The sequence below is a fragment of the Pseudomonas sp. MT3 genome (genome assembly GCF_054720805.1).
Genome location: NZ_JBTVPY010000013.1, coordinates 135,751 through 161,565 on the forward strand (window position 1 = coordinate 135,751; position 25,815 = coordinate 161,565).

27 protein-coding genes are annotated in these 25,815 nt (G+C 68.3%); 13 read left to right on the forward strand and 14 right to left on the reverse strand.

Going from position 1 to position 25,815, the window contains the following annotated elements:
- Positions 1–2 precede the first annotated feature (2 nt).
- Positions 3–1,049, reverse strand: a complete 1,047-nt coding sequence (locus ACYCAX_RS15435) for an MBL fold metallo-hydrolase (RefSeq protein ID WP_015475467.1) — start codon at positions 1,047–1,049, stop codon at positions 3–5.
- Between the two features lie 147 nt (positions 1,050–1,196).
- On the opposite strand from ACYCAX_RS15435, the gene ACYCAX_RS15440 reads away from it, so the two are divergent.
- Complete coding sequence (locus tag ACYCAX_RS15440; RefSeq protein WP_294977445.1) at positions 1,197–1,763, forward strand: pseudouridine synthase; 567 nt, start codon at positions 1,197–1,199, stop codon at positions 1,761–1,763.
- A gap of 27 nt (positions 1,764–1,790) precedes the next feature.
- Here the strand turns inward: ACYCAX_RS15440 and ACYCAX_RS15445 are convergent, their stop codons facing one another.
- Both ACYCAX_RS15445 and ACYCAX_RS15450 read right to left on the reverse strand, forming a co-directional pair.
- Positions 1,791–1,994 (reverse strand): DUF2788 domain-containing protein, encoded by a 204-nt coding sequence (locus tag ACYCAX_RS15445; RefSeq protein WP_015475469.1) that lies wholly within the window; start codon positions 1,992–1,994, stop codon positions 1,791–1,793.
- 454 nt (positions 1,995–2,448) lie between these two features.
- On the reverse strand, positions 2,449–2,928 hold the full coding sequence (locus ACYCAX_RS15450) for an Lrp/AsnC family transcriptional regulator (protein WP_015475470.1): 480 nt from the start codon (positions 2,926–2,928) through the stop codon (positions 2,449–2,451).
- A gap of 806 nt (positions 2,929–3,734) precedes the next feature.
- Here ACYCAX_RS15450 and ACYCAX_RS15455 point away from each other — a divergent pair.
- Complete coding sequence (locus ACYCAX_RS15455; protein WP_460248371.1) at positions 3,735–4,412, forward strand: DUF6515 family protein; 678 nt, start codon at positions 3,735–3,737, stop codon at positions 4,410–4,412.
- Here the strand turns inward: ACYCAX_RS15455 and ACYCAX_RS15460 are convergent.
- From ACYCAX_RS15460 to ACYCAX_RS15470, 3 genes are read right to left on the reverse strand one after another with little or no spacing between them, the layout of a single operon-like run.
- Positions 4,405–5,301 (reverse strand): cation diffusion facilitator family transporter, encoded by an 897-nt coding sequence (locus tag ACYCAX_RS15460; RefSeq protein ID WP_015475472.1) that lies wholly within the window; start codon positions 5,299–5,301, stop codon positions 4,405–4,407. The two genes, ACYCAX_RS15455 and ACYCAX_RS15460, sit on opposite strands and share 8 nt — an antisense overlap.
- The gene (locus ACYCAX_RS15465) at positions 5,298–5,810 is read right to left on the reverse strand and encodes a DinB family protein (protein ID WP_294977440.1); all 513 of its coding nucleotides are present in this window, start codon (positions 5,808–5,810) and stop codon (positions 5,298–5,300) included. The genes ACYCAX_RS15460 and ACYCAX_RS15465 overlap by 4 nt, the downstream gene beginning before the upstream one ends.
- A gap of 1 nt (position 5,811) precedes the next feature.
- On the reverse strand, positions 5,812–6,228 hold the full coding sequence (locus tag ACYCAX_RS15470; protein WP_015475474.1) for a hypothetical protein: 417 nt from the start codon (positions 6,226–6,228) through the stop codon (positions 5,812–5,814).
- A 192-nt stretch (positions 6,229–6,420) separates the two neighbouring features.
- Between ACYCAX_RS15470 and hrpB the strand changes: the two genes are divergently transcribed.
- Complete coding sequence (gene hrpB, locus ACYCAX_RS15475) at positions 6,421–8,952, forward strand: ATP-dependent helicase HrpB (protein ID WP_294977441.1); 2,532 nt, start codon at positions 6,421–6,423, stop codon at positions 8,950–8,952.
- A 156-nt stretch (positions 8,953–9,108) separates the two neighbouring features.
- Here the strand turns inward: hrpB and ACYCAX_RS15480 are convergent, their stop codons facing one another.
- Together ACYCAX_RS15480 and ACYCAX_RS15485 are read right to left on the reverse strand one after the other, a co-directional pair.
- Entirely contained in the window at positions 9,109–9,873 is a 765-nt protein-coding gene (locus ACYCAX_RS15480; RefSeq protein WP_294977442.1) for a substrate-binding periplasmic protein, read from the reverse strand.
- Between the two features lie 104 nt (positions 9,874–9,977).
- Positions 9,978–11,060, reverse strand: coding sequence for an endonuclease/exonuclease/phosphatase family protein (locus tag ACYCAX_RS15485; protein WP_460248351.1), 1,083 nt, complete (start codon positions 11,058–11,060; stop codon positions 9,978–9,980).
- A 124-nt stretch (positions 11,061–11,184) separates the two neighbouring features.
- Between ACYCAX_RS15485 and ACYCAX_RS15490 the strand changes: the two genes are divergently transcribed.
- Both ACYCAX_RS15490 and ACYCAX_RS15495 read left to right on the forward strand, forming a co-directional pair.
- Positions 11,185–11,424, forward strand: a complete 240-nt coding sequence (locus tag ACYCAX_RS15490; protein ID WP_460248352.1) for a CDGSH iron-sulfur domain-containing protein — start codon at positions 11,185–11,187, stop codon at positions 11,422–11,424.
- Positions 11,425–11,578: 154 nt separating this feature from the next.
- On the forward strand, positions 11,579–12,415 hold the full coding sequence (locus tag ACYCAX_RS15495; protein ID WP_015475479.1) for an SDR family oxidoreductase: 837 nt from the start codon (positions 11,579–11,581) through the stop codon (positions 12,413–12,415).
- A gap of 163 nt (positions 12,416–12,578) precedes the next feature.
- Here ACYCAX_RS15495 and ACYCAX_RS15500 read toward each other — a convergent pair whose 3' ends face one another.
- Positions 12,579–13,019, reverse strand: a complete 441-nt coding sequence (locus tag ACYCAX_RS15500; RefSeq protein WP_015475480.1) for a VOC family protein — start codon at positions 13,017–13,019, stop codon at positions 12,579–12,581.
- Positions 13,020–13,108: 89 nt separating this feature from the next.
- Entirely contained in the window at positions 13,109–13,777 is a 669-nt protein-coding gene (locus ACYCAX_RS15505) for a YciC family protein (protein WP_041712355.1), read from the reverse strand.
- A 143-nt stretch (positions 13,778–13,920) separates the two neighbouring features.
- Between ACYCAX_RS15505 and ACYCAX_RS15510 the strand changes: the two genes are divergently transcribed.
- The 3 genes from ACYCAX_RS15510 (at position 13,921) to ACYCAX_RS15520 (ending at position 16,630) form a co-directional block, all read left to right on the forward strand.
- Complete coding sequence (locus ACYCAX_RS15510; RefSeq protein WP_460248353.1) at positions 13,921–14,634, forward strand: DUF2076 domain-containing protein; 714 nt, start codon at positions 13,921–13,923, stop codon at positions 14,632–14,634.
- 93 nt (positions 14,635–14,727) lie between these two features.
- On the forward strand, positions 14,728–15,204 hold the full coding sequence (locus ACYCAX_RS15515) for a LabA-like NYN domain-containing protein (RefSeq protein ID WP_015475483.1): 477 nt from the start codon (positions 14,728–14,730) through the stop codon (positions 15,202–15,204).
- A gap of 49 nt (positions 15,205–15,253) precedes the next feature.
- On the forward strand, positions 15,254–16,630 hold the full coding sequence (locus tag ACYCAX_RS15520) for a DEAD/DEAH box helicase (RefSeq protein WP_460248354.1): 1,377 nt from the start codon (positions 15,254–15,256) through the stop codon (positions 16,628–16,630).
- Positions 16,631–16,789: 159 nt separating this feature from the next.
- Here the strand turns inward: ACYCAX_RS15520 and ACYCAX_RS15525 are convergent, their stop codons facing one another.
- Together ACYCAX_RS15525 and ACYCAX_RS15530 are read right to left on the reverse strand one after the other, a co-directional pair.
- On the reverse strand, positions 16,790–17,395 hold the full coding sequence (locus tag ACYCAX_RS15525; protein ID WP_460248355.1) for a GNAT family N-acetyltransferase: 606 nt from the start codon (positions 17,393–17,395) through the stop codon (positions 16,790–16,792).
- Positions 17,396–17,454: 59 nt separating this feature from the next.
- Complete coding sequence (locus ACYCAX_RS15530) at positions 17,455–18,630, reverse strand: TIGR03862 family flavoprotein (RefSeq protein WP_041712357.1); 1,176 nt, start codon at positions 18,628–18,630, stop codon at positions 17,455–17,457.
- 417 nt (positions 18,631–19,047) lie between these two features.
- Here ACYCAX_RS15530 and ACYCAX_RS15535 point away from each other — a divergent pair, with 417 nt between their 5' ends.
- Positions 19,048–19,548, forward strand: a complete 501-nt coding sequence (locus ACYCAX_RS15535) for a hypothetical protein (protein ID WP_015475487.1) — start codon at positions 19,048–19,050, stop codon at positions 19,546–19,548.
- Here the strand turns inward: ACYCAX_RS15535 and ACYCAX_RS15540 are convergent.
- Positions 19,533–20,456 carry a histone deacetylase family protein gene (locus ACYCAX_RS15540; RefSeq protein WP_294977526.1) on the reverse strand — a complete coding sequence of 308 codons (924 nt, stop codon included), beginning with the start codon at positions 20,454–20,456 and terminating at the stop codon, positions 19,533–19,535. The genes ACYCAX_RS15535 and ACYCAX_RS15540 overlap by 16 nt on opposite strands.
- 89 nt (positions 20,457–20,545) lie before the next feature.
- Positions 20,546–21,751 (reverse strand): MFS transporter, encoded by a 1,206-nt coding sequence (locus ACYCAX_RS15545; protein ID WP_294977525.1) that lies wholly within the window; start codon positions 21,749–21,751, stop codon positions 20,546–20,548.
- 210 nt (positions 21,752–21,961) lie between these two features.
- On the opposite strand from ACYCAX_RS15545, the gene ACYCAX_RS15550 reads away from it, so the two are divergent.
- The 4 genes from ACYCAX_RS15550 to ACYCAX_RS15565 are packed head-to-tail and all read left to right on the forward strand — an operon-like array spanning position 21,962 to position 25,599.
- Positions 21,962–22,513, forward strand: coding sequence for a GNAT family N-acetyltransferase (locus ACYCAX_RS15550; RefSeq protein WP_460248356.1), 552 nt, complete (start codon positions 21,962–21,964; stop codon positions 22,511–22,513).
- Positions 22,510–24,117: a nitroreductase family protein gene (locus tag ACYCAX_RS15555; RefSeq protein WP_460248357.1), complete on the forward strand. Its 1,608-nt coding sequence runs from the start codon at positions 22,510–22,512 to the stop codon at positions 24,115–24,117. Before ACYCAX_RS15550 ends, ACYCAX_RS15555 begins: the two co-directional genes overlap by 4 nt.
- Before the next feature lie 19 nt (positions 24,118–24,136).
- Positions 24,137–25,006 (forward strand): acyl-CoA thioesterase II, encoded by an 870-nt coding sequence (gene tesB / locus ACYCAX_RS15560; protein WP_294977523.1) that lies wholly within the window; start codon positions 24,137–24,139, stop codon positions 25,004–25,006.
- Positions 25,003–25,599 (forward strand): HAD family hydrolase, encoded by a 597-nt coding sequence (locus tag ACYCAX_RS15565; RefSeq protein ID WP_294977522.1) that lies wholly within the window; start codon positions 25,003–25,005, stop codon positions 25,597–25,599. Before tesB ends, ACYCAX_RS15565 begins: the two co-directional genes overlap by 4 nt.
- The last annotated feature ends 216 nt before the right edge of the window (positions 25,600–25,815 follow it).

Genomic DNA, 25,815 nt, shown 5'->3' on the forward strand with positions numbered 1-25,815 from the left:
ACCTACAGTGATGCGTCCGGCATCAGTGGAACGAGCCACTGTTCCCCCGGCTTCGGCGCTCGGAAGCGCTCCGGCGTCACACCACGTTGCTGCAGCGCTGTTGCCAGGTCGCTGAGCGGGGTGAACTGCCCTTCGTCGCTCAGGCGGAAGGTGCCGAAATGGATCGCCATGCTGCACTGCGAATCGAGCTGCTGATGTGCCTGCACCGCGTCGTCCGGGTTCATGTGGTGGTGGCGCATGAACCAGCGCGGTTCGTAGGCGCCGATGGGCAGGGCGGCGAAGCGCATCGGGCCGAAGCGCTGGTGCATCAGCTTGAACTCCTCGCCCAGGCCGGTATCGCCGGGGAACAGCACCGGGCCGTCCGGCGACTCCAGCACGAAGCCCAGCCACAGGGTGCGGTTGGTGTCGCGTCGCGAGCGCGCCGACCAGTGCTGCGCCGGTACGCCGGTGAGCAGCATGCCCTCGGGCATCGGCAGGCTCTGCCACCAGTCCAGTTCCACCATGTCGGTGAAGCCGCAGGCGCGGATGAGATCGCCGTTGCCCAGCCCAGTCACCACCTTGGCGTCCGGGAAGCGCCGTGCCAGTTCGCGCAGGCTGCCGATGTCCAGATGGTCGTAATGGTTGTGGCTGACCAGGATCAGGTTGATCGGCGGCAGTTCGTCCAGCGCCAGTCCCGGCGGGTGATGGCGGCGCGGGCCGATGAAGCTGAACGGGCTGGTGCGCTTGCACCACAGCGGGTCGGTGAGGATGTTCAGTCCGCGATGCTGGATCAGCAGGGTGGCGTGGTTGATGTAGGTGACGCGCAGCTCCGCGCCGCTGACCCGGGCCTGTATGTCCGGGCGCGTGGCCGGGCCCGGCTGGTCGAGCCAGGGCGTCTGGCGGCCGCGCTCGCGTTGCCACTTGAGGAAGGCGCGCAAGCCGTGGTGCGGCTGGCGGTCGAGGTTGTGGAAGCGTTGTCCGTCGAAGTTCGCGGTCTGCGGGCCGCGGTAGCGGGCGCCGAGGCGGCCGCTGAGGCTGCGCAGGGTGATCAGCCAGGTGGGATGGCTCATGGGTAGGCTCTTGCGGTGGGGGCTCGGCACAACCTAGCATGCCGGGCATTCGCTTTACCCTCATCTCCGGTTACCAGTCTTTTCGCCATGTCCCGTCCGCCTCGTCCTGCTTCCCGCCGTCCCGCTCCCCGCCCTGCGCCGCGCCGCGTGGCCAAGGTGCCGCCGGCACAGCCGCGGCTGATCCTGCTGAACAAGCCGTTCGACGTGCTGACTCAATTCAACGATAGCGAGGGCCGGGCGACCCTGAAGGATTTCGTCGAGGTGCCGGGCGTCTATCCTGCCGGACGGCTGGACCGTGACAGCGAAGGCCTGTTGCTGCTGACCAACGACGGCCGCCTGCAGGCGCGCATCGCCGACCCCAGGCACAAGTTGCCCAAGACATATTGGGTGCAGGTGGAAGGGGAGCCGAGCGACGAGCAGCTCGAACAACTGCGCAAGGGCGTGCAACTCAATGACGGCCCGACCTTGCCGGCCGAGGCACGGCGGCTGGATGAGCCGCAGCTGTGGGAGCGCAACCCGCCGGTGCGCTTCCGCAAGTCAGTGCCCACGGCCTGGCTGGAGCTGGTGATCCGCGAGGGCCGCAACCGCCAGGTACGACGAATGACGGCGGCCGTCGGCCTGCCGACCCTGCGCCTGGTGCGCGTGCGGATCGGGCCGTGGAGCCTGGACGGTTTGCCGCCGGGGCAGTGGCGGGACGTCAGCCCCGAGCTCTGAGAGCCGGGGCGAGTGCGGGAGAAGGCGTCAGAAGCCGCCTTCGAGCCCCGCGACGACGACGGACTTGATCAGGAAACCAAGCACGCCCAGGCCCAGGGCGAAGAACAGCACCATGGTGCCCATGCGGCCGGCCTTGGACTTCTTCGCCAGGTCCCAGACGATGAAGGCCATGAACAGGATCAGGCCGGTCACCAGGCCATACATCATCCAGTCTTCGAAACTTTCGTTCATTGCTGCTCCTGCCCGGTGCGGAGGTTGTCCGAGGGACGCCGGGGCTGAGGGTGGTGGTGGAGAAGGCGCGCATTATACGCATCTGGTTGTTTGATGATCAGGGGTGTTCATAAATTGATCAGATCTTGCTGCGGGAGAGGTGGAACACCCTTGAATATCCCGCCAGAGGCCGGCTGGCGGGGAAATTTCCGGTAATGGATTGGTCTGGCGGTATGCAGGGTGCGGTGCTGTGTCGCAGGAGCGGCAGATGTTGCAGGAGCGAGCTTGCTCGCGAACGGGGTGGTGCCGGGTTTGCAGGTGGACCGCGGACAGAGTCCGCTTGTACGAAAGCCGTGCGGACCTCACCCCGTACAAGCGGACTCCGTCCGCGATAAGACGTGATACAGGCGACAAGGCACCGGCGAAGTGCGGTTCGCGAGCGAGCTCGCTCCTGTGAAGAACGTCAACTCTGCGATCAAACCCGCAGGTGATCCAGCGGCAGTTCGGTACTGGCCAGCACGTTGCGCAGCACGAAGCTCGACCGCACGCTGGTGACGCCCTCGATGCGGGTCAAGGTTCCCAGCAGGAAGTGCTGGTAGCGTTCCATGTCCGGCACCATCACCTTGAGCTGGTAGTCCGCGTCCATCCCAGTCACCAGGCTGCATTCCAGCACTTCCGGGCATTTGCCGATGATCTGCTGGAAGTGCTCGAAGCGCTCCGGGGTGTGGCGGTCCATGCCGATCAGGACGAAGGCGGTGAGGCTCAGGCCGAGCTTCCTGCTGTCGAGCAGGGCGACCTGGCGGACGATGTAGCCGTCGTCTTCCAGCTGTTTGACCCGCCGCGAGCAGGGCGAGGGCGACAGGCCGATGCGTTCGGCCAGCTCCTGGTTGGAGATGCGCGCGTCGCGTTGCAGTTCGGCGAGAATACGCAGGTCGTAGCGGTCCAGCTTGTCCATGAAAGCCTCGTATTTCAGATAAATTGCGCTTTTTGCGTAAATTCTAGTTAATCATTGCTATGGTTGTGTCTGTATGAGCAATATTAGCAATCATTTTCCTGTTCTGTCGCCGTACTATTTCTTCCAGATTCACGGCCCGGACACTACGTCCCCAGCGATCCGCCCAATCAGGCGCTTCGCGGCCCGCCGATCCCACCGGATCGTGCCGGCCCCCGGGCTACGCACTGCCCAGAAGGCGGAGCGAGGTGAGCCGGCGCCAACAGCGACGAGCAGGACGAGATTCACGAAGGGAGGCTGACGAGCCTCCCTTTTTTCTTGCCCGCGATTTTTCCTCCATCTTTACCCCGACTTTACTCAACGCCTTGCAATACGCGGCCTGCGCCGTGGTCTATGGCAGTGTCACATCACTGTTTTCGGCCCAGGCCGAAGTGAGGAGTCCATGAAGTCGGGCATCTGGCCGTTCGCCGGGTTCGCTGTGCTCTCGCTGGCCATTGCTGCCCAGGCGTTGGCGGCAAGCCCGCCGGATCAGTACGGCCCGTCCCAGGGGCGGCCCGGCGCGAGCCAGGGCGGTAATGCCGGGGGGCGGACGGGGGCCGATGTCCCGTGAGGGGCCGAGTCTTCCCATGAGTCGCTGGCAGCAGCGTCCGGCACAGAACGATGGCGGACACTGGCAGGGCTGGCCACCGGCCAGCAACGGCGGGCAATGGCACGGGCGCCCAGGCGATCACGACTGGCAGGGCAACCCGTCGGGCCACAACGGAGGGCAATGGTTGGGGCGTCCACCCACGACCAATCTCAATCCGGGGATGCGCCCGCCGAGCGACCGCGATCAATGGAAAGGCCGCCCCATTGGCAACACTCCCCATTGGCAGGGCGATCATTCCGATCGGCCCGGTTGGCAAGGCGGTTCGCGCCCGCCACCCGGAGGCTGGCAGGGGCGTCCGCCGCCGGCCCACGGCAACTGGGGGCCGCACCCGTCCTACTGGCGTCCGGGGTATGTGGTGGGCGGGGTGCCGGCAGGGCATTACCGTGTGCCTTACCGCGGCGTGGATTACTTCTTCAACGACGGCTACTGGTATCGCCCGTATGGCTCGCGCTACGTGGTGGTGACGCCGCCCTATGGCGTGCGGGTGCGCTATCTGCCGCCTTACGCCGAGCAAGTGTGGATCGGCAGCATCGGTTATTTCCTGGCTGCCGGGACCTACTACCTGTGGCAGGCCGGCGCGCAGGAATACGAGGTGGTGCCATCGCCCGTGGAACAACCGCTGGTAGCACAGACGGCCTACGATGTGGTCGCCTACCCGTTGTACGGCCAGGGGCCGGAGCAGCAGAACCGCGACCGCTACGAATGCCACCGCTGGGCCGCCGGCCAGAGCGGCTTCGACCCGGCTTCGGCCAGCTACGCGCCCCCGGCCTACACCGCCGACAACTACCGCCGTGCCCTCGGCGCTTGCCTGAGCGGACGTGGCTACAGCGTCAACTGATGGTCTCTTTGCCCACCACTTCCTGCGGGTCGGCGTGCACCAGCACCTCGGCCCGCGGGAACTCCTTGTGGATCGCCAGCACCGCTTCGTCGCACAGCCGATGCGCCTTGGACAGCGTCAGCTCGCCGGGCAGCTCCAGGTGCAGCTGGACGAACCAGTGGGTGCCGGAAATCCGCGTGCGCAGGTCGTGGGCGCCGAGCACGCCGGGCACCTCGCGCACCAGTTCGAGCATGCGCGTGCTGACGTCCGGCGGCAGTTCCTCGTCCATCAGCACCGCGACGGATTCGCGGGCGATCTGGAAGGAACTCCAGAGGATGTACAACGCAATGCCCAGGCCGAAGATGGCGTCCATCTGCTGCCAGCCGAATTGCGCCAGCAGCAGGGCGACCAGGATGCTGCTGTTGAGCAGCAGGTCCGAGCGGTAGTGCAGCGAGTCCGCGCGGATGGCATTGGAGCCGGTGATCCTCACCACATAGCCCTGCACCATCAGCAGGGCGGCGGTGAGCGCCAGGGACAGCGCCATCACCGCGATGCCCCAGCCGGCGGCCTCCACCGGCTGCGGGTGCTGCAGGCGGTCGATGGCCTGGGTGCCGACCAGCACCGCACTGACCGCGATGAACAACGCCTGGGCCAGCCCCGAGAGGGATTCGGCCTTGCCGTGGCCGTAGCGGTGGTCGTCGTCCGCCGGGCGGATGGCGTAGTGCACCGCCAGCAGATTGAGGAAGGAGGCGGCGCCGTCGAGCAGCGAGTCGGTCAGGCCGGCGAGCAGGCTGACCGAACCGCTGAACCACCAGGCGATGGCCTTGGCCACCACCAGGGTGATGGCCACGCCGAGCGACGCGAAGGTCGCCAGCCGCAGTAGTTGGGAGTGGCTGGCGTGGGTGATCATGTGTCCATGCGATTGGGTAGGAAGTAGATGTAATCCAGCAGCGGCGCCTTCTGGCCGATGGCGGTCAGCGCCGCGCTCATTTGGCCACGGTGGTGGGTGCCGTGGTTGACCAGGTGCTGGACGATGTTGGCCAGGCTCTGGCGGTGCACCTGGCCGGCCATGTTGCGGTAGTCCAGTTGGCTGCCGAGGGTGGCGTCGGTCTGTTTGTCGAGCCACAGCCGCCAGGCGTCGACGCCCTCCTTGAGGAAGGCCTCGAGGCCGGCGCGATCGGGCGCCGCCTCGGCGTCCAGGCGTTCGAACTGCCAGGGCTCTCGTTGCACACGGGCGAACCAGATGCGATCGACCACCGCCAGGTGATTGAGGGTGTCGTGCAGGCTGCCGAAGAACAGCCCGCGCGGCGCGCGATAGGCCGTCTCATCCAGGGGCGCCACGGCCTCCAGGATGCGTTCGTAGGCCCACTGGTGGTACGCCAGGAGTTGCCGAAGATGTGTCGCGAGAGCGCCGTGCATATCAAGCCTCCGGGTGCAGACCCAGGCTGGCGAGTTGTTGGAGACCGCCGCTGCGCTGGATCAGACGCGGGTCGTCCAGGGGCAGGCTGCGGCCGGTTTCACGCTCGAGGATCGCCTTGAGTTTAGCCTTGTCGACGCTTCCGTCTTCGCTCACGGCATCCTTGAGTTTTTCCGGCGCGACCGAGTACTTGGCATCGGGCAGATAGATGGCGCCGGTGGCGAAGTCTACGCCGAAGGCGATCAGGCCCGGGATGATGTAGAACAACAGACCGATGGCGTCGAAGGCGACGATGGCCGGGTCGATGCGGCCGTCGATCTGGCCGCGGCGGTCGGGGTAGAACAGGGTGCCGCAGGCCGTCAGTTGGCTGAACAGGGTGGCGCAAAGAACCGCGCAGGACACACGGGTGGCGAGACGCATGGATAACCTCCGGGAGGATGATGCGGATAACTATATCAACGAGCCGCTCCGCGCTGCTGGCAGATTCGCACTATGTGGGCGCTCGCTGTTTCTAAGACTGCTGAGTCGACCTCGTGGTTCGCCCGGTATAATCGCCGCCTCCCGCGTCCGCCGGGTTACCGCGGCAGGACGTTTGAACCTCACGGAGCCGGCATGAACCTCCTTCCCATCGACAGCGTCCTTCCCGAGCTGCGCCAGGCCCTGGCCGCGCGCCACGAGGTGGTGCTGGAAGCGCCGCCCGGCGCGGGCAAGACCACCCGGGTGCCGCTGGCGCTGCTCGAGGAGCCGTGGCTGGGCGGGCAGTCGATCCTGATGCTGGAGCCGCGCCGCCTTGCCGCCCGCGCCGCCGCCGAGCGCCTGGCCGCCGAACGGGGCGAGAAGGTGGGTGAAACGGTGGGCTACCGCATCCGCCTGGACAGCAGGGTCGGCCCGAAGACCCGCATCGAAGTGGTCACCGAAGGCATCCTCGCCCGTCGCCTGCAGGACGACCCGGCGCTGGAGGGCGTCGGCCTGGTGATCTTCGACGAGTTTCACGAGCGCAGCCTCGACGCGGACCTCGCCCTGGCGCTGACGCTGAACGGCCGCGCGCTGCTGCGCGACGAGCCGCCGCTGAAGGTGTTGGTGATGTCGGCGACGCTGGACGGCGAGCGCCTGTCCGCGTTGCTCGAGGAGGCGCCGGTGGTGCGCAGCGACGGCCGCATGTTCCCGGTGGATATCCGCTGGGGGCGCCCCTGGCAGGCTGGCGAGTTCATCGAGCCACGGGTGGTGCAGACGGTGCAGCAGGCGCTGGCCGACGAGTCCGGCAGCCTGCTGGTGTTCCTGCCCGGCCAGGCGGAGATTCGCCGGGTCGCCGAGCAACTGGGCGAAGCGTTGGCCGGGCGCCCGGAAATCCTCATCTGCCCCCTGCACGGCGAACTCGATCTCGATGCCCAGCGCGCCGCCATCGAGCCGGCGCCGACGGGCAAGCGCAAGGTGGTGCTGGCCACCAATATCGCCGAGACCAGCCTGACCATCGACGGCGTGCGCGTCGTGGTGGATGCCGGGCTGGCGCGGGTGCCGCGCTTCGATCCGGGCAGCGGTATGACCCGCCTGGACACCCAGCGCATCTCCCGCGCCTCCGCCACCCAGCGCGCCGGTCGCGCCGGGCGCCTGGAGCCGGGCGCCTGCTACCGGCTGTGGTCGGAAGCGCAACATGAGCAGTTGCCGGCCTATGGCACGGCGGAAATCCTCCAGGCCGACCTTGCCGGTCTCGCTTTGCAGTTGGCGCGCTGGGGCGTGGCCCCGCAGGAGCTGGCCTGGCTCGACCTGCCGCCCGCCGCCGCTTATGCCCAGGCCCTCGACCTGCTGGAGCGCCTGGGCGCGCTGGCTTCCCGCGCCGGTGGCGGCAGCCTGACGCCCCACGGCCAGGCGATGGCCGAACTGCCGGCGCACCCGCGCATCGCGCACCTGCTGCTGCGCGGTCACGCACTCGGGCTGGGCGCGCTGGCCTGCGACCTCGCCGCGCTTCTGGGCGAGCGCGACATCCTGCGCGGCAACGATGCCGACCTGCACCACCGCATCGCCCTGCTGGCCGGCGAGCAGAACGGTCCGCGCGCCAGTCGTGGCGCGGTGCAGCGTGTTCGCCAGCTGTCGCGGCAGTTCAAGGGGTACTTGCGCGGCCCGGCCCGCGAGCCGGTGAGCGATCCCGATCATCCGCGCTGGCTGGGCGGTCTGCTGGCGTTCGCCTATCCGGACCGCATCGCCCGCCAGCGCCGTGCCGGCGGCGGCGAGTACCGCCTGGCCAATGGCCGCGCCGCGCTGTTCGGCGAGCCGGACGCGCTGATGAAGGAGCCCTGGCTGGTGATCGCCGACCTCGGCAGCCGCCAGGGCCAGCGCGAGGAGCGCATCTATCTGGCGGCGGCGCTGGAGCCGGCGCTGTTCGAGACGATCCTGGCTGAGCAGGTCAGCGTCCACGACGAGCTGGACTGGGACGAGCGCGAGGGCGTGCTGCGCGCCGAGCGCCAGCACAAGATCGGCGAGCTGGTGCTGGCCAGCGAAGCCTTGCCGTCGCTCGACGAGGAAGCCCGCAGCCGCGCGTTGCTCGGCCTGGTTCGGCGCAAGGGCCTGGAGTTGCTGCCGTGGACGCCGGAACTGCGCCAGTGGCAGGCGCGGGTCGCGTTGCTGCGCAGACTGGACCTGGAGAGCAAGGGCGAAAGCGAGTGGCCGGACGTCAACGATGCCGCCTTACTGGCGGCGCTGGAAGACTGGCTGCTGCCGTACCTGGGCAAGGTTTCGCGGCTGGCGCATTTCGCCAACCTGGAGCTGGCCGGGATTCTCCACAGTGTGCTGCCCTGGCCGCTGCCGCAACGATTGGACGAGCTGGCGCCGCGTACCTTGCAGGTGCCGTCCGGCTCGAACATCCGCCTGGACTACACCGAGTTCCCGCCGGTGCTCGCCGTGCGCCTGCAGGAGCTGTTCGGGCTGGCCGACACCCCGCGTATCGCCGGCGGCCGGCTGGCGGTAAAGCTGCACCTGTTGTCGCCGGCGCAACGGCCGGTGCAGGTGACCCAGGACCTGGCCAACTTCTGGCGCAGCACCTATGCGGAGGTGAAGAAGGACCTGAAGGGGCGCTATCCCAAGCATTACTGGCCGGATGATCCGCTGATCGCCGAGCCGACGGCGCGGGCGAAGCCGCGCAAGGTGTGAGCGCGCCGCGCCAGCCCTGCCCCAAGGGGGGAGGGCCACGAGGGCTCTTGTAGGAGCGGATTCACCCGCGATGCTCCTGCGTGGGGGAAGACCCGATCACTGACGCTACAGGTGTCGGGACACAGGGCCGCCTGTTCTCGCAGGATGGGTATCGCTTTACGGCAACTCCATCTCATATCCCGCCGCCTTCAATTCGTCGTAGGCGCGGTCGAGCTGTGCGCGCAGCGCCTCGGCATGGGGCGCGCGGCGGGAGACGATGAGTTTGGTCGGCACGCTGTACAGCCGGTCGAAGGCCAGCGGCGCCATCCCCAGTTCGCGGCGGGCCTGTTCCACGGGCGCCTGGTAGTCGATCAGGTAGTCGCCGCGCTGGCGGTCGAGCATCTGCAGCGCCGCCACGTGGGTGCTGGTGCGGTGCAGTTCCAGTTTCAGGTGCGGGTCGTCCAGCAGGTCGGTGATCGGTTTCCAGTAGCTGTAGCCGCTGATCAGGATGATCCGGCTGCCAGCCAGTCCCTGCGGCAGTTGTGGCGCATCGTGCGAGGGCAGGCGGTAGAGGTTGAGGTCGGCGTGGCCGAGCGTGCGCTCGCACTCCAGCGTGCTACCGACCAGCTCGGGCTTGCCGGGGGCGCCAGCCCATAGCTGTACGCTGCCGTCCTGCAGGCCGAGGTACAGGCGCGCGCTGGGCAGCGAGCGGAAGCGGGCGCGGTAGCCGGCCTTGAGCAGGATGCGCCGGACCATCTCGGCGCCGCTGCCGCGGGTGCTGCCGTCGGGGGCGGTGTAGGTGTAGGGCGGAAATTCGTAGTAACCGACATCCAGCACCGGCAGCGGGTGCGGCAGGCGGTCGGCCAGGCCGGGGTTGTCACGGGCACTGGCCTGGAGGCAGAACAGCATGGCGATCAGCCAGGCGATACGGCGAAGGAGCATGGCTACCTGGGGCGAGGATTATCGTTGTCGTATGTCGCTGGCGCAGCATGCGTCGGGGCCGGCGCTCTTGTCCAGCCTTGGCCGGCGAGGGCGTGCGGCAGCGCTCAGTGTGGCAGCAGGAAGCGCCCGTTGAGCGGCAGGTGGTTGGAGATGCGCAGGGTGTCGTTGCGTCGCACGCCCGCGTCGATGCGGTTCAGCCGGGAGCTGTAGAACAGGTAGTCGAGGGTGCGGTCGGGGTTGTGCACGCGCGGGTCGTTGGGGAAGTGGGTGTACCACTGTTCCTGCTCGGCGCCGCTGGATTCCTGCACCGCCGGGATCACCGGGAAACGCGCCGCCAGCAGGTTCAGCTCGCTGTTGGCGCGGTAGGGCGCGCGCAGCACGTCGGGCAGGTAGGGGTACTGGCCCAGCGGCAGCAGGCCGAGATCGCCCCCGAGCAGCCACGGCTGGCCGGCGGCCTGCAGGCGGCTGAGGTGGGCTTCCAGGGCTTCGACCTGGCGCTGCGGGGTGTCGTCGCCGTTCGGGCGCTCCAGTCGGGTATTGATCACCGTGAGCCGGCCGCCGCCGCGGATCGGCAACTCGCTCTGCAACAAGGCCGGCTGCGGCGCGAACAGGCGCAGCAGCGGGATCGACGCGCGCTGCGGCAGGGCGATGCGTTCGCCGCCGCTGATCTGGAAGCGGCTGAAGGTCACCAGCTTGCGCCCGGCGCTGCCGAACACGTGGGGGTTGGGATCGAAGCGCGCCTTCCAGTCGAAGGCGGCGGTGGAGCAGGGGTAGAGGTCGGTCAGGCGGTCGCCAAGCAGGGCCTGCTGGTCCTGCTTGCCGGTGGCCGCCGCGCCATCGTCGACTTCCTGCAGCAGCACGATGTCCGGCGCTTCGTCGCGGATCACCCGCACCACTTCGTCGAGGCTGTAGGCGATGTCTTCGGCGCTGGGCTTGTCGTCCGGTCCGGTGGTGTCGGGCAGGTCGTCCCAGAAGATGTAGCGCTTGCCGGCCAGGTACTGGACGTTCCAGGTCATCACCTTCAGTGCCTGCCCCGGTTGCAGCTGCGGCGCCGGGGAGCGGCATTGCGCGGCCACCGGCTCCCGCTCGGCGGGATGCCAGGCCAGCAGCCAGGCGCCGACGGTCGCGGCGAGCAGCAGGACGATGAGCAGCAGGAACAGGACGCGACGCGGCAACGAGAGGTTCATGGAGCTTAGGGACTATCCTAGATGTGCGAGAGGATAGTGTTTGTGACCGCGCATTTCACCTGTGCGTTTCCCTCACGAAGCATTCTGCAACCTTGAGGCGCGGTTGCGCCGGGAGGTTCGTCCCATGACCGAGGCCTTGATAGCCCAGCGCGGACCCTATGCGGTGGAGGTCCACGCCGGCGAAGACTATTTCTGGTGCCGCTGCGGCCGCAGCGCCAGCCAGCCGTTCTGCGACGGCTCGCACAAGGGCACCGGCCTGCTGCCATTGAAGTACCACGCCGAGCGGGACGAGCTGCTGTTCTTCTGCGGCTGCAAGCACAGCCACACGCCGCCGTGCTGCGACGGGACCCACGCGTCCCTCTGAGAGCCTGCTCAATGTCTGCCTGCACTTGCTCATGCGGCGTTGAAAACAGGCTCAAAATGCTCATTTACAACTCGTAAGCTGCGCTTTTTCGCCTGTTTTTGCCTTGCCTGAGCTGCGTTCGGCGAGACCTTGAACAGGCTCTGAGGAGGTTGGCATGCCGCGCAAATTCTTCACCCGCCAGGCCTATCGGCACAAGGTGGTGCTGGTCACCGGCGGCTGCTCGGGGATCGGCCGCGCCCTGGCGTTGCGCTTCGCCCAGGCCGGTTCGCACCTGGTGATCCTTGACCTCGACCAGGCGGCGCTGGACAGCCTGGTGCAGCACCTGCGCGAGCACCTGAACGTCGAGGCGCTTGGTCTGCGCTGCGACATCGCCGACCCCGAGGCGGTGCGTCAATCAGTGGCGCTGGCCATCGAACGCTTCGGTGGCCTCGACGTGCTGGTGAACAACGCTGGCATTACCCACCGCAGCCTGTTCGCCGATACCGAGCTTGCGGTGTTCCAGCGGGTCATGGCGGTGAATTTCTATGGCGCGCTGCACTGCACCCAGGCGGCGCTGCCCAGCCTGCTGGCGCGGCGCGGGCAGATCGTCGTGCTCAGCTCGCTGACCGGCTTCGCGCCCTTGCTCTACCGCAGCGCCTACAACGCCAGCAAGCATGCCTTGCACGGGCTGTTCGACACACTGCGGATGGAGCTGGAAGGCACGGGCGTGGCGATCACCCTGGCCTGCCCCGGCTTCACCGCCACCGACCTGCGCAAGAACGCGCTGGTGGGCGACGGCTCGGTGATTCGTCAGCCGGCGGTGGTGCTGGGCGCCGAGGTGGCCTCGCCGCGCGACGTGGCCGAGGCGATCTACCAGGCCGCGCTGCGCCGCAGGCGGTTGCTGGTGCTGTCCAACGTCAACTGGCGGGCGCGGATCCTGGCGCGCTTCTTCCCGCGGCTGTTCGAGAAACTGCTGGTGCCGAAGATGTCGGGGCTCAAACCCGGGCATTAGCTCTTCGTAGGAGCGAGCTTGCTCGCGAACCGCCCTGGCGCCGGGGGCGATCCCGGTTCGCGAGCAATAACGATGGCGTCCCCCTCGCTCCTACAGGCGGGTTACGGTCGCTCTTCGTAGGGCGGATACCCCGTTCCGGGTTATGCGCCCTACGTATGTCGGGTCAGTGGGAGTGGCTGTCGAAACCGCCGCCTGCCAGAGCCATGTCCCAGAACGATGCCTCGATCTTGTGCCCATCCAGGTCGCGGATGAAGCAGCCGTAGTAAGGGTCGCCATACTGCGGGCGCGGGCCCGGTGCGCCGTCGTCGGTGGCGCCGGCGGCAATCGCGGCACGGTAGAAGGCATCCACCTCTTCGCGGGAGTTGGCCATGAAGCCGAAGTGCGTACCGTTGCCGACGCTGGCGGGGCGGCCGTCGATCGGCGTCTGCACCCAGAACTCGGGGAACACGCGGCCGTAGGCCACGGCGCCGGGGTGCTGCATGATCGTCCTGCAGCCCAGGGCGGGCAGCACGGCGTCATAGAAGGCCCTGGCGCGGGCGAAGTCGTTGGTGCCGATGGAAATGTGCGAAATGCAGCTGGGCGGATAGCTGGGTTGGTCGCTCACGGGAGTCTCCGGTCGAGGGCAGAAGACCCCAGCGTAGAAGGCGGCCTGGCGGTTCGCCGTGGCGAAGTGTTGCCGATTGCTGCGCGGCCTCAGGCCTCGCGTTCCTCCTGCCCTTCGCGCCCGGGGCCGAGGATGAAGATGCGGTACGCCGCGACCGTCACCAGCAACTGGAAGAAGCCGCTGGCCGAGTGCAGCAGCACGCCCAGCCCAGGGGACGCCTGGCCGACCTGGGTGATCCAGCCTTCGGCCAGCCAGACCGGCGCGAGGATCACCAGCGCTGTGATGAGCAGCAGGAAGAAGTGCCCGGTGGTCAGGCGGAAGCTCTCGCGCATGGCGTCGATGGGCGAGTTCCCGCGTTGCACCAGGAGAAACTCGGAGAAGGCCATCTTGATCATGAAGAAGATGCCCGGCAGCACATACAGCGTCAGGCCGACCAGGATCAGCAGCGAGCTCAACGCCGAAAGCAGGGCGAAGGCCGGCCACAGCCGCAGCGCCGCGTTCCACAGCTCGCGGACGCCGCGTTCACGGCCCTCGCCACAGTCGATCAGGAAGAGGATCAGGCTGGCGGTGTACAGCGGATAGAACACCAGCCCGGCGGCCATGCCCCAGGGAGCGAAGTTCTGCGAGTCGGTGGCGACGTCGATCTGCTGCTGGACCAGCGTTTCCACGATGATCCACGGCAGGCACAGCGGTAGCAGCGTGCCGATGTGACGGGTGAAGAAGAACCAGGTATCGCGCAGGACGGAGATGGGATTCATCGGCATGGTAGACGGATCGACGGGCCTCGACTCTAACTTAAGCAAACCTTCAGTTGAAGGTAGGACATTTCAGTCACTGGAACTTGTTTTTTAGCGTCCCGATCCAATCTTCCGTTGCACACCCCGCTCACTCGAGGCCCGCCATGAATTCCGAAGAGCAATCCCTGATCGATGGCCTGTTCGTCCGCCTGCGCGACGCCGAGGCACAGACCGCGCCGCGCGATACCCAGGCCGAGGCGCAGATCAACCAGCACCTGGTGCGGCAGCCGGCGGCGCCGTACTACATGGCCCAGGCGATGCTGATCCAGGAAGCGGCGATCAAGCGCCTGGACCAGCGCGTCAAGGAGCTTGAGGCCCAGGCCAGGGAGACGCGTCCGAGCAGCGGCGGCTTCCTCGCCGGTCTGTTCGGCGGCGGCCAGGGCCAGGAGCCGCGCCCGGCGCAAGCGCAGCAACGCCCGGACGGCTGGGGGCAGACGCGCTTCTCGCAGCCTGGCGGCAGCGCCAGTTACGCCAGCAACCCCAATGACTTCCGGCCGGCCCAGGCCGCGTCCCAGGGCGGCGGCTTCATGCGCGGAGCCCTGCAGACCGCCGCCGGCGTGGCCGGCGGGGTGATGGTGGCGGACCTGCTGACCAGTATGTTCCACCACAGCCAGCCGCAGGAAATCGTCGAGGTGATCCAGGAGCAGCCGGTGCAGCCGGAACCTTCGAACTTCGATGACTCGCCAGGAGACGATACCTTCGCCGGCGGCGACCGCTATGCCGACAATGGTTTCAACGATGCGAATTACGACGACAGCGGCAGCTTCGGCGACGACTCGGGCTTCTTCGGCGGCGACGACAGCGACCTGTTCAACTGACCCGACCGCCTGGTCATCCCGTCCGCCGGGACTGGCGGGGGCCGCGCGCTGTGCCGATAATGCGCCCCCGCTGTTCGAGTCCCGGAGCCACCGTTGAAGACCATCGCCCTGTTCGCCGACGTGCAGAACCTCTACTACACCGTGCGTCAGGCCTACGGCTGCCACTTCAACTACGCCGCCCTGTGGGCCGAGCTGAGTGCCCAGGGCACCATCGTCCAGGCCTACGCCTACGCCATCGAGCGGGGCGATGCCAGGCAGCAGCAGTTCCAGCAGATCCTGCGCAACCTCGGCTTCACCGTGCGGCTCAAGCCCTACATCCAGCGCGCCGATGGCTCGGCCAAGGGCGACTGGGACGTGGGCATCACCATCGACATCCTCGACGCCGCGCCCAAGGTGGATGAAATCGTCCTGGCTTCCGGTGACGGCGACTTCGACCTGCTGCTCGAACGCGTCCGTGCCGGCGGCACCGACGCCACCGCCTATGGCGTACCCGGTCTCACCGCCCAGGCGCTGATCCGCGCCGCCAGCCGCTACGTGCCCATCGACGGCCCGCTGCTGCTGCGTCACTGAGCCCAGCGGCTACAATGCCGCCCATTCCCGACTTCTCTGCGAGCGCTCCATGACCTTCGCCACCCTCGGCCTGATCGACCCTCTCCTGCGCGCCCTCGACGGGCTCGGCTACCAGAACCCGACGGCGGTCCAGGCCCAGGCCATCCCCGCGGTGCTCAAGGGTCGCGACCTGCTCGCCGCCGCCCAGACCGGCACCGGCAAGACCGCCGGTTTCGCCCTGCCGCTGTTGCAGAAGCTGCTGCAGGAAGGCCCGCAGGTGGCCGCCAATTCCATCCGCGCGCTGGTGCTGGTGCCGACCCGCGAGCTGGCCGAGCAGGTGCACGAGAGCTTCCGCGCCTATGGCCAGCACGTGCCGCTGCGCACCGCCGTGGCGTATGGCGGGGTCAGCATCAACCCGCAGATGATGAAGCTGCGCAAGGGCGTCGACGTGCTGGTGGCCACCCCCGGCCGCCTGCTCGACCTGTACCGGCAGAACGCCCTGAAATTCACCCAGCTGCAGGCCCTGGTGCTGGACGAAGCCGACCGCATGCTCGACCTCGGTTTCGCCCGCGAGCTGGACGAAGTCTTCGCCGCGCTGCCCAGGCGCCGGCAGACCCTGCTGTTCTCCGCGACCTTCTCCGACGCCATCCGCCAGATGGCCCGCACCCTGCTGCGCGACCCGCTGACCATCGACGTGGCGCCGCGCAACACGGCGGCGAAGACGGTGAAGCAGCACCTGCTCACCGTGGACAAGAAGCGCAAGGCCGAGCTGTTCCTGCACCTGCTGCGCGAGCAGGGCTGGCGCCAGGCGCTGGTGTTCGCCAAGACCCGCAAGGGCGTCGACGAACTGGTCGACCTGCTGCAGCGCGAAGGCATCCGCGCCGACTCGATCCACGGCGACAAGCCGCAGCCCTCGCGTCTGCGCGCCCTGGCGCGGTTCAAGGCCGGCGAGGTGGACTTCCTCGTCGCCACCGACGTCGCCGCGCGCGGCCTGGACATCGAGGAAATGCCGCTGGTGGTCAACTTCGACCTGCCCATCGTCCCCGAGGATTACGTGCACCGCATCGGCCGGACCGGCCGCGCCGGTGCCAGCGGTCAGGCGATCTCGCTGGTCTGCGCCGATGAAGTGCAGCAGCTGGCGGCCATCGAGACGCTGATCGGCCAGACCCTTCAGCGCCAGGAAGAAGATGGCTTCGAGGCGGAGCACCGGGTGCCCGTCACCGCGCCCGGCGGCCAGGTGATGAAGAAGCCGAAGAAGCCCAAGCAACCCAAGGTGCCCGAGGGCAAGCCGGGCAAGGTCCATCTCGGCGCGCTGCTGGACGACAAGCCGCAGGTCAAGGCGGTGCGCAAGGCGCCGGGCTTCGGCCTGGGCGGCAGCAGGCCGTCGGCCGGAAAACCCGGCGGCGCAGGCAAGCCGGCCGGGAAGAGGAAACCGGGCAACCGCTGAGCATTCTCACCGGTTGAAAGTGAGCGCCGGGAATCACCGTCCTTTGTAGGCGCTTGCTCGCGAATAACGCCGGCCTGGAATACCACGGGTCGCCGGGAGAATCCCTTCGCGAGCAAGCTCGCTTCTACGAGGAACCATCGCGCCCACGCCGCAATGGCTTCACAGCGGCCGCTGCATGTAGCGGTGGCTGGCGACGCCGGGCAGTGTCGAGGGGCGCTCGACCTGCACGCTGAAGCCCAGGCGTTCGTAGAGCGCCTGGGCCCTGGGGTTGGCCACCGAGACATCCAGTGCCGCCACCGGCAGGCCGGCGTGGCGGCCGCAATGCAGGAAATGGTCGATCAACTGGCTGCCCAGTCCCTCGCCGCGCCGCTCGGGGGCGACACCCAGGTGCGCCAGGTACAGCGTGCGCCGGGGCGGAGGGCAGATGATCCGCTCCAACTGCAGGCCACGCACCATCACGGCCGGCGAGGCGAGTCCGAAGTAGCCGAGGATCTGCCGGGTGGCCGCCAGCATGTAGCCCAGGTTCACCTCGCCGCCGAACGCCGTGCCGGCTGCCAGTACCTGGCCGTCCTGCTCGCCGACCCAGTGCTGGCGCCAGCCGAACTGGCCGCTGCCCTGGAGGAAGGCATGGCGCAGGAAATCCGTCGCGCTGCTGCGGCCGGGGCGGGCGAAGGCATAGTCGAAGGCGTCGGGACCGGAGCTGTAGATCAACGGGATGGCGGCGTCGACATCGGTGGGGCGGGCGCGGCGGAAGGTCAGTGGCATGCAGGCGACTCCAGAGTGGGAATCTGGAATCTAGCACTATCGTTCCAGTTGTGCGGCGCTCAGGCGCTTCTCTGCAGCCAGCGCAGGGCGCCGAGTCCGGCGGCGCGGCCGCTGGCGAAGCAGGCCGTGAGCAGGTAGCCGCCGGTGGGGGCTTCCCAGTCGAGCATTTCGCCCGCGCAGAACACGCCGGGCGCCGCCTTGAGCATCAGGGCTTGGTCCAGCGCTTCGAAGGTCACGCCGCCGGCGCTGCTGATGGCTTCGTCCAGCGGACGGGGGCGCACCACGGCCAGTGGCAGCGCCTTGATCAGCGCGGCGAGACGCTGCGGATCGGCATAGTCGGCGGCTGTGGACAACTCCCGCAGCAGCCCGGCGCGCACGCCGTCCAGGCCGAGGCGGCCGCGCAAGTGATTGGCCACGGACTTGGAGCCGCGTGGCTGGGCCACGGCCTTGGCCACCTGTTCCAGGCTGCGGTTGGGCAGCAGGTCGAGGGTCACCGTGGCGCTGCCGTGCTGCTCGATGCGCTCGCGGATGGCGGCGGACAGCGCGTAGACCAGGCTGCCCTCGATGCCGCCGGCGGTAACGACGAACTCGCCCTGGCGGGGTTCGCTGCCGGCCACGGACAGGGCCACCGGCTTGACCGGTGCGCCGGCGAACTTGTCGCGGAAGAATGCGCTCCAGCCCGCCACCTCGAAGCCGCAGTTGGCCGGCCGCAGCGGCGACACATCCACATCCCTGTCCCGCAGCAGCGGCACCCAGGCGCCGTCGGAGCCCAGACGCTGCCAACTGCCGCCGCCCAAGGCGAGTACGGTGACGTCGGCGCTGAGACTGCGCCGGCCTTCCGGGCTGTCGATCAGCAGCGCGCCATCGGCGTCCCAGCCCTGCCAGCGGTGACGGGTGTGGATGACCACGCCGGCGTCGCGCAGGCGCTTGAGCCAGGCGCGCAGCAGCGGCGCGGCCTTCATGTCGGTGGGGAAGACGCGGCCGGAGGTGCCGACGAAGGTGTCGATGCCCAGGCCGTGGATCCATTGGCACAGCGCCTGGTTGTCGAAGGCATCGATCAGCGGCGCCAGGCGCGCGGCGCGCCGCCCGTAGCGCGAGAGGAACGGCTCGCGCGTCTCCGAGTGGGTGATGTTCATGCCGCCCACGCCGGCCAGCAGGAACTTGCGTCCGACCGAGGGCATGGCGTCGAACAGCTCCACTTTGACGCCGGCGCCGGCCAGGACTTCGGCGGCCATCAGGCCGGCGGGGCCGCCGCCGATGACGATGGCGGTGCGGGAGGCAAGTGCGGGGATGTCGGTCATGGAGCGGCCAGGCAAGGGGGCGAACGGGGCGCAATTCTAGCGCAGCGGCCGGGCTTCCCGACTGAACATTTTCCAGCCAGTTCCGCCGGACGCCGCGGGCATCGGCGCTGCATGCACTTTCCCGCAGCTTATCCACAGGCTGCTCCACCGTTGCCGTGGACAACCTGGGGCGCAGGGACCGCGATCTCGGGAGTGCCTGTTACCCACGGGGCGGCTCGCCGCAGCGCTCTCGGATTCTCGGCGGGGAGCGATTGCGACAATTCCTACAGGGGATAGGGAGTGCGCCTGATTCTGGCGCATTTGTGAATCCGTCAGCATGCCGGCCTGTTGCAAATCCGGTCGTGTCTGTCGATGAAAGTGCGTGATTATCTCCGTTCCCATGAGGCCCATCTGTGGGGCGAGGGCAGCGATACCCGAGTGCGTGTCAATGGCGTGGATATCGTCATTCGAAGCCTGCCCAGCCATGAAATCCGCGACCTGTTGAACGAGGCCGTGGCACATATGCTGGTGCGCCTGGAAAAGAACCTTCGGCAGTCGAAGCTGAAGTTCGAGCAGAAGCTGCTCGAACGCATTTCGTTGCAGGTGGCGCTGCATAACCTCTATGTGTACACCAACTGGAGCCGCTTCCTGCCGCGCTACCTGGATTGCGCCGGCCCCCTGCGGGCCCAGGAGCTGCTCAAGCATCATGTGCCGGAGCAGGTGCTGGGCGTCTGCGAGAAGGTCTTCGGCGTGGATGGCAGGCAGCGCGCGGCGGCCCTGCTGGGCTTCTCCGAGCACGAATGGGTGCGTTGGGAGCAGCAGCGCCTGCCCTCGCGCATGTGCACCAACAACTCGCGCTACCGGATGAGCTGACGCTCCGCCGCGACCCGGCCGGCGCTGTGGTGCAGGATGCCGTGGCGCCTCGCCAGGGCCTGGCGGTCCTTGTCGTAGCCGCCGCCGATCACGCCCACCACCGGGATGTCGCTGGACAGGCAGCGGCGGATGACGTGCTCGTCGCGCGCCGCCAACCCCGCGTCGGTGAGTTGCAGGTAGCCCAGGGCGTCGTCCTTGTGCACGTCGACGCCGGCGTCGTAGAGCACGATGTCCGGCTGGTACAGCGGCAGCAGGTAGTCCAGTGCCTCTTCCACCACCTTCAGGTAACCGGCGTCGCCCAGGTGCAGCGGCAGGGGGATGTCCCAGTCGCTCTGGGCCTTGCGCGCCGGAAAGTTCTTCTCGCAGTGCAATGACACCGTCACCGCGTCCGGCACGTTCTCCAGGATGCGTGCGGTGCCGTCGCCCTGGTGCACGTCGCAGTCGAAGATCAGCACGCGATTGGCCTTGCCGCTTTCCAGCAGGTACAGGCTGATCACAGCCAGGTCGTTGAAGATGCAGAAGCCCGAGGCGTGGTCGTAATGCGCGTGATGGGTGCCGCCGGCCAGGTGGCAGGCCAGGCCGTGTTGCAATGCCAGTTCGGCGCTCAGTACCGAGCCGCCCACCGCGCGCACGGTGCGCCGGGCCAGCGCTTCGCTCCAGGGCAGGCCGAGGCGGCGCAGCTCCTCGCGGCTCATCTCGCCGCCGCAGTAGCGTTCGATGTAGGCGCGGTCGTGGGCCAGGGCGAGGATCTCCACCGGGCAGAGTTCCGGGCGCAGCAGCGCGGTGTCGCAGGTCAACCCGCTGTCCACCAGATGGTCGCGCAGCAGGCGGAACTTCTCCATCGGGAAGCGGTGGTTGTCCGGGAAGGGCGGACTGTAGTCGTCGTGGTAGACCAGGGGCAGCGGCATGGCGTCGGCGGGGCGGGGGAGATGCGCGACAGGGTACGTCGCCGGAGGGCGCAGGCGAAAGGGCCGGCAATGCGCCGGCCGTGTGCGCCTCAGCAGTCGGTGGAAACCGCTGCGTTGCGCTGGGCGCTGCGGCTGGCGGCCACCGAGACCGACCACAGGACGAAGCCGCCGATGGCCAGCAGGCTGCCGACCCAGCCTGGCGAGGTCCAGCCGTAGCCGGCCGCCAGGGCCAGGCCGCCGAGGTACGGGCCCAGCGCATTGGCGAAGTTGAACGCCGAGTGGTTCAGGGCCGCGGCGAGGCCCTGGGCGTCTTCGGCGACGTCCATCAGGCGGGTCTGCAGCACGGTGCCCAGCGCGCCGCCGAAGCCGACGAAGAACACGCAGAGCGAGATGGTCCAGATGTTCCCCGCAGTGAACGGGAAGATCGCCAGCACCACCGCGCTCCACACCAGCAGGCCGCCGGCGGTGGGCATCACGGCGCGGTCGGCGAGCACCGGGATGAACAGGTTGCCCAGGGTCATGCCGATGCCGAACACCGCCATCACCAGCGGCACGATGCTCGGCGACACGTGGGTTACCGCGCCGAGGATGTCGGCCAGGTAGGTGTACACGGCGAACAGCCCGCCGAAGCCGATGGCGCCGATGCCCAGGGTCAGCCAGACCTGCCCGCGCCTGAGCGCGCCCAGCTCGCGCAGCGGACTGGAGTCCGGCTCGGCCGGTGAGTGGGGCGCCAGCAGGCGCACACAGATCATGGTCAGCACACCCAGCGCGGCCACCAGGGCGAAGCTCCAGCGCCAGCCCACGGCCTGGCTCAGCCAGTTGGCCAGCGGTACGCCGATGATGGTGGCGACGGTGAGGCCGAGGAACATCCGCCCGACCGCCACGGTGCGCCGGTGCGGCGGCACGATGGAGGCGGCGACCAGCGCGGCGATGCCGAAGTAGGCGCCGTGGGGCAGGCCGCTGATGAAGCGGAACAGCAGCATCCAGTGGTAGGTCGGCGCCAGGGCGCTGAGGCCGTTGCCGACGGCGAACAGCGCCATCAGCAGGACCAGCAGGGTGCGCCGTGGCAGGCGCGCGCCGAGCACCGCCAGCAACGGCGCGCCGACCACCACGCCCAGGGCGTAGGCACTGATCACGTGGCCGGCGGTCGGGGCGTCGATGCCCAGGGCCGGGGCGAAGTAGGGCAGCAGGCTCATGGTGGCGAATTCGGTGGTGCCGATGGCGAAGCCGCCGACGGCCAGCGCGAAAAGCACCAGGGCCGGGCTGCGGTGCAGTCCGGTGGGGGAGGTGGTCATGGGGAGTCCTTGGTCTTTTTCGAGGTGCGCCGTGGTGGCGCGGCTGTCTGCGCGGGGCACGGTCAAGGCAGTGACCGACAGCGAAGGTGCGATAAAAATACCAGAAGCGGGCGGCGCTGTGCTGAAACGATTGTGCGTTCCGGACGGGCTGCGTTCGCCAGATCTGCCTGCAGGTATCATGGACACCCTGACGAATCGAGAAGCCTTGCGATGGACATCCCCAGCCTGACCACCGAACGGCTGCTGCTGCGGCCCTGGCGCGCCTATGACCTGCCGACGTTCGCCACGCTGAACGCCGACCCCGAGGTGATGCGGCACTTCCCCGCCTGCATGAGCCGCGAGGAGAGTGACCTGCTGGCCGCGCGCATCCTGCTGCATTTCGACGCGCACGGCTTTGGCCAGTGGGTCGTCGAGTGCCGCGAGGATGGCGCCTTCATCGGTGTGCTCGGGTTGCAGCATGTGTCCTTCGAAGCCGCCTTCACTCCGGCGGTGGAAATCGGCTGGCGCTTCAATACCGCCTATTGGCGCCAGGGCTATGGGCTGGAAGCGGCGCGGGCGGTACTGGATTTTGCCTTCGATTCGCTGGAGCTGGCGGAAGTGGTCGCCTTCACCGTGCCGGCCAACCTGCCGTCGCAGGGGCTGATGCAGCGCCTGGGCATGCGACGCGATGCGGCCGGCGACTTCGAACACCCACGCCTGCCGGAGGGGCATGCCTTGCGCCAGCATGTGCTGTACCGGATCAGCCGGGAAGATCAGGCATGACTCCTGAAGACGACGTACGCACCTACCACGAACTGAGCCAGCACCGTCCGGAGCGCTTCGCCCCCGGCCCTGGCCAGCTCGACTGGGCGGCCCAGCCGGCACCGTTCCGCCGCTATGCCGGCGCCCGCCTCATCGAGCTGCTGCATCGGCCGCAAGAGGAGTCGCCCGGCTACGACGAGGTGTTCGCCGGGCCCATCGGCCAGCCGGCGACTCTGAGCCTTCAAAGCATCTCGCAACTGCTCTACGACAGCCTGGCGCTGTCGGCCTGGAAAGAGGCCGGCGGTAACCGCTGGGCGTTGCGGGTCAATCCCTCCAGCGGCAACCTGCACCCCACCGAGGCCTATCTGCTGCTGCCCGCCGGCGCTGTGGATAACTCCGCGCTGCTGGCGCACTACAGTGCCGACGAACATGTACTGGAGGTGCGCGCCGAGTTGCCCGTGCCCTTGGCCTCGGGCTTGGATGCGGCGCTTCCGAGTGGCGGCTGCCTGCTGGCGCTGACCAGCATTCCCTGGCGCGAAGCCTGGAAGTATGGCGAGCGCGCCTACCGCTATTGCCAGCACGATCTTGGCCATGCGCTGGCCTGCCTGGGTATCGCAGCCGCGATCCAGGGCTGGCATGCCCGTGTGCTGCGTGGCATCGCCGAGGCGCGATTGGACGCCGTGTTCGGCCTGGACCGCGACGGCTTCGACGAACGCGAAAGCGTGGACGTGCTGCTGTGGATCGGGCCGCCACGGGCCGCTGAATTTCCGCTCCCGGATGCGCTGCTCAACGGGCTCGCCGAACTGCCACTGGCCGGTGCGCCCAACCGCCTGTCGCGAGACTATCGCCACTGGCCGGAACTGGAGCGCGTGCATCAGTGCTGCCGCGCGCCCGCGCTGCCGACCCAGGCGTGGTCCGCGCAGACCATCGAGGCCTCGGCGGATAACCCCGGCCTGCCCGCGCGGCCGATCCTTCACCGCCGGCGCAGCGCGCAGTCGATGGACGGCCGCAGCGGCATCCAGGCCGAACTGCTCTACGCCTGGCTGCGCCGCCTGTTGCCGGAGCGCTCGCCGGTACCGTTCGCCTGCACCGGCGAGCCGGCGCGCGTCGACCTGCTGCTGTTCGTCCACCGTGTCCAGGGCCTGGCGCCGGGGCTTTACTGGCTGGGCCGCAGCGGACGCACGCCGGGTGGCCTGCGCGAGGATTTCCAATGGCAGTCGGCCAGCGACTCGGGCCTGCCGCTGTACCGCCTGCTGGAGGGCGATGCCCGCGGGCTGTCCGCCTTCCTGTCGTGCGGGCAGGACATCGCCAGCGACGGCTGTGTCGCCTTCGCCATGCTCGCCGACCTCGACGCCGCCCTGGCCGAGGGCGCCTGGAGCTATCCCCGGTTGTACTGGGAGTGCGGGCAGATCGGCCAACTGCTGTACCTGGAGGCCGAGGCGGCGGGGCTGTCGGGCACCGGTATCGGCTGCTACTTCGACCCGGCGGTGGAGGAATTGCTCGGCGAGGGACCGGACCGTCCGGTCAGCCTCTATCATTTCACCATCGGCCGCGCGGTATGGGACACTCGCCTGACCAGTCTCCCCGCCTACCCGGCGCCGCGTCGTCACCCATTCGAGCTGTAGAGTCTTTCGAGGAAAGCGCATGACCCTGATCCTGGACAACCTGGTCGCTCTGTTGAGCCTGGAACCCATCGAGGAAAACCTGTTTCGCGGCATGAGCCAGGACCTCGGGTTCCGCCAGCTGTACGGCGGGCAGGTGCTCGGCCAGGCGCTGTCGGCGGCCAGCCAGACCGTAGACCCGGAGCGCCACGTGCACTCGATGCACGGCTACTTCCTGCGCCCGGGGGATGCCAGCAAGCCGGTCGTCTACCAGGTCGACCGCGTGCGCGACGGCGGCACCTTCAGCACCCGGCGCGTCACCGCGATCCAGAAGGGCCAGCCGATCTTCGCCCTGAGCACCTCCTTCCAGACCGACGAGGAGGGCTTCCAGCACCAGATCCCGATGCCTGACGTGGTTGGCCCGGAGAACCTGCCCACGGATCTCGAGCTCAAGCAGCGCAGCGCCGAGCAGTTCCCCGAACTGATCCGCGACAAACTGCTGTATCCCAAACCCATCGAGATCCGCCCGGTCACCCAGAACGACCCCTACGAGGCGCAGGTCGGCGAGCCGATCAAGTACCTCTGGCTGCGCGCCGACGGCAAGCTGCCGGACATCCCGGCGCTGCACAAGTACATCCTCGCCTACGCCTCGGATTTCGGCTTCCTCACCACCTCGCTACTGCCTCACGGGCATTCGGTGTGGCAGAAGGACATGCAGGTTGCCACCATCGACCATTCCGTGTGGTTCCACCGCGACCTGCGCGCGGACGAGTGGCTGCTCTATGCGATGGACAGCCCCTGGGCCGGCAATGGCCGCGGCTTCGTGCGCGGCAGCATCTTCAACCGCGACGGCCAACTGGTCGCGTCCACCACCCAGGAAGGCCTGATTCGTCATCGCGAGGATTGGTCGTGAAACTCGGCGACATCCGCCACTGGGTGTTCGACATGGACGGTACCCTGACCCTGGCGGTGCACGACTTCCCGGCGATCAAGCGGGCCTTGGGCATTCCCCAGGAACACGACATCCTCTCCCACCTCGCGGCATTGCCGGAGGACGAGGCGGCGGCCAAGCACGCCTGGCTGCTGGAGCATGAGCGCGAACTGGCGGTGGCCTCCATTGCGGCGCCCGGTGCGGTGGCGCTGGTGCGCGCGTTGCACGGGGCCGGCTACCGCCTGGGCATCCTCACCCGCAACGCCCATGAGCTGGCGCTGATCACCCTGGCCGCCATTGGGGTGGGCGATTGTTTCCACAGCGGCGACATCCTCGGCCGTGGCGAGGCCGATCCCAAGCCCAGCCCGGACGGCCTGCTGCGCCTGGCCGCGCGCTGGGACGTGGCGCCGCAGCGGATGCTGATGGTCGGCGACTACCGCTTCGACCTCGATTGCGCCCGCGCGGCGGGTGCGCACAGTGCGTTGGTCAACCTTCCGGATAACCCCTGGCCCGAGCTGACCGACTGGCATGCGCAGGATTGCGCGCAGTTGGGGCGAATGGCGGGAGTGCTCTAGGCCCGCTGCTGGGCGGGTTCGCGAGCAAGCTCGCTCCTACAGGGTTCAGCACGCGCTGAGACATCGGAGCTACACCGGGCCGCTTTTTGTAGGAGCGAGCTTGCTCGCGAACCGACTTCCCACTATTCCACAGGCCCGGCGTAGGAGCGGACTTCGTCCGCGATTGGTGTCGGCCACGCAGGAGCATCGCGGATGAATCCACTCCTACGGAGGCTC